This is a genomic window from Cruoricaptor ignavus (genome assembly GCF_900141665.1).
Classification (GTDB): domain Bacteria; phylum Bacteroidota; class Bacteroidia; order Flavobacteriales; family Weeksellaceae; genus Cruoricaptor; species Cruoricaptor ignavus.
This window is the reverse complement of the sequence record NZ_FQYI01000023.1, coordinates 1-2449: the sequence shown is the minus strand read 5'-3', so window position 1 is coordinate 2449 and position 2449 is coordinate 1. Positions and strand designations below refer to the sequence as shown.

Genomic DNA, 2449 nt, shown 5'->3' with positions numbered 1-2449 from the left:
TTTTCCTGACCGCTTTTCCACATCCGACAACAACAGCAGTAAAATATCAAGAAAAAATTCTACTTTTGAAGCGTACTGAAAATGGGGAGTCTACATAATAAAAGAAGTAGTTTTTTCTTTCTGAAATATTTACTCTTGAAAAATCAATATTATTCCTCCAATAATAAGTATTGAAATTATTCCCCAAAATTTTATTATATGTGGTGGTATATAAAAATCATCCCTTGATTCTTCTATTAAAATTTTTTTTTTAATTTTTAAATATGATAATAAAACTCCCATTATTACCATTGATATTCCTATTATTAATTTCACTAGTAAACAGTTTTAACTTGTTGTTCTATTATTGGAGTTGCTACTTCTCCAGTAAATGTAGAAATAACCTGTTCTCCCAGCTCACTATTGTATCCTCGAAATAAATCTTTGCTAGGCTTAATTAACTTTCCTGCAACACCACCAGTAATTGCACTTGCTGCTTCTCCTCCTGCTTCCCAGCCTGCCTTACTATATCTTTTTTCTGCTAGATAGGTAGTTGTATTTATTGCCGCAACAACAGTATTGATGCCTCCTCCTAAAGTCATTAAAACTACTCCTGCAGGAGCACCAACCCCTGTAATTGTCATTGCAAACCCAATTCCAGTTAATACATTTCCTAGAATTTTATATCCTTCCATTTGCTGTCTAACATCCGCAAATTTATATTTAATGGCAACTTGAGAAATATATTTTTCTTGTATAAGTTTTCCAGATTGGTCTCTTACTTCGTATAAATATTCTGATGTTTTAAAATATGAATATCCTGTTTCGGGATCATAATAATAATCTTCATTAAAATCTGTTGGTGGTTCTTCATGATTGAAATGATTGAAAACAGTAACTACAGCACCAATAGCAGCACCTTGCCAAAAATTGCCACCGCTAAGCTCAGCTCCAATACCTCCTGACAATGCTCCAAATGCAACTGTCCCTACTGCACTTGAAGCAAATTGTGACAACCCGACCTTATTAAGCGCATAACCCCAGGCACTTGCACCCAAACTACCTAATGCACCTGCTATAAATGCCTGCTTGAAACTAACACCCTGCATTAGGGAAAGCGCGCCTTGCGATATGCCATGTGCGGCAGCCTGCAATATAGCGTTTCCAAATGTTTGAGCATACTGCCCAGGTAGTCCTTGTGCAAAAATTTGTAAGAACCGCTGCTCTCTTTATAGTTTTCAAATATACAATATTTACCTCATAAGACAAACCCCATTAAAAAACCAAAAAGAACTTCTACGCTTTTGCAGGCAAATGCCTGCACAGGTTTGCTATGTTTATTTCACATTTTATCTCTTAAAGCTTGATGGTTACGGGAAACCAACACATCTGGAACATTACAAAATAAAAACGCCTCACAAAGCAAAGGCGTCATTATTGTTTTGAATTATAATATTTTATAATCAGTCTCATTCCTGGGAAACAGGTTAGCAAAAAAAATATATAAAATCCTATTCCCAAATCTATAATAATTGATATAATCAGGCATAGCAGTGGAATAACCAAAGATAAAAAACCTATTTTTAAATAGTTTTTTTGGTTAAAATAGAAAGGAAGTTTATTTCTATATCGGTATTCATCACTATATTTTCTGTCGTGCCATTCTTCAAACACTTCAAAAAAATCTGATTTTTTTTCTTTCAACTCATTGTCTTTAATTCGCTTTTTCATATTTCTCTTAAATTCTATATTTCACGGAAATTTTCTCCGAGAAAAACAATATTAGGAATGAAATAATGATGTTCATTAAAACTCCTAATGTATAAGAGTTAAATTGAAAATTAGGCAAAATCATTATCAAGGAGAATAAACTATTTAAAATAACATAGTATGAACAAACTATTAAGGCAATTTTGAGGACAGCATTTGATGATTTAAAGCTTTCTTTTAACAACTCTTTTTTTTCTTTAAAAAGAATATCCACGAAAAATCCACCTTTGGCGAGCAGTAATATGATAAAAAAAAGATTTATCAAAGTATACAGTAAAACATCTACGCTTAAGCTACCCGTCTTTAAATAGAATGAATTATAAATTCTCTCGGGTAGTTGCGAACCAAAGTCTATAAAAAGTTTTATTGCAACAAAATATATGCTTACTTTAAGCAAGTCCTTGTATATCATAATCTATCTAAATAAAGGGTATTGATTGATGCTTGAGCCATTGCCAAAATGGTAGTTGTAACTCGTAGTTGTGGAAAAGGAGTTTCATATTTGTTATAGTTCTGGGTGTTGAAAATATCCTGTATGTTCTCATCAGCATTTAAAAATCTTCCCAACAGAGGGTCGTATAGCCTTCCGTTCATGTGTATCAATCCTACTTCTGCAAAATACTCGTGGGAGGTGTAACTGCTAAAAATCTAAAAGAACTTCTGCGCCTCTGCAGGCAAATGCCTGCACAGGTTTGTTATT

The 2449-nt window shown here is 33.2% G+C and carries 3 protein-coding genes and 1 pseudogene; all 4 read right to left on the bottom strand.

Translation table 11 applies throughout. The features are described from left to right. Positions 1 to 129 precede the first annotated feature (129 nt). Entirely contained in the window at positions 130 to 315 is a 186-nt protein-coding gene (locus BUB43_RS11175) for a hypothetical protein (RefSeq protein WP_143154121.1), read from the bottom strand. Then, a complete protein-coding gene (locus tag BUB43_RS10900) occupies positions 315 to 1133 on the bottom strand; it encodes a hypothetical protein (protein WP_073181055.1) in 819 nt (272 codons plus the stop codon). The genes BUB43_RS11175 and BUB43_RS10900 overlap by 1 nt, the downstream gene beginning before the upstream one ends. A 280-nt stretch (positions 1134 to 1413) precedes the next feature. Continuing rightward, complete coding sequence (locus tag BUB43_RS10895) at positions 1414 to 1710, bottom strand: hypothetical protein (protein ID WP_073181053.1); 297 nt, start codon at positions 1708 to 1710, stop codon at positions 1414 to 1416. A gap of 537 nt (positions 1711 to 2247) precedes the next feature. Further along, positions 2248 to 2385: pseudogene (locus BUB43_RS11595) on the bottom strand (RHS repeat-associated core domain-containing protein); the annotation flags it as partial. Positions 2386 to 2449 lie beyond the last annotated feature (64 nt).

Coding starts and splice junctions, on each gene's coding strand:
- BUB43_RS10895 (WP_073181053.1), bottom strand. CDS start 1,710: ATGAAAAAGCGAATTAAAGACAATGAGTTGAAAGAAAAAAAATCAGAT.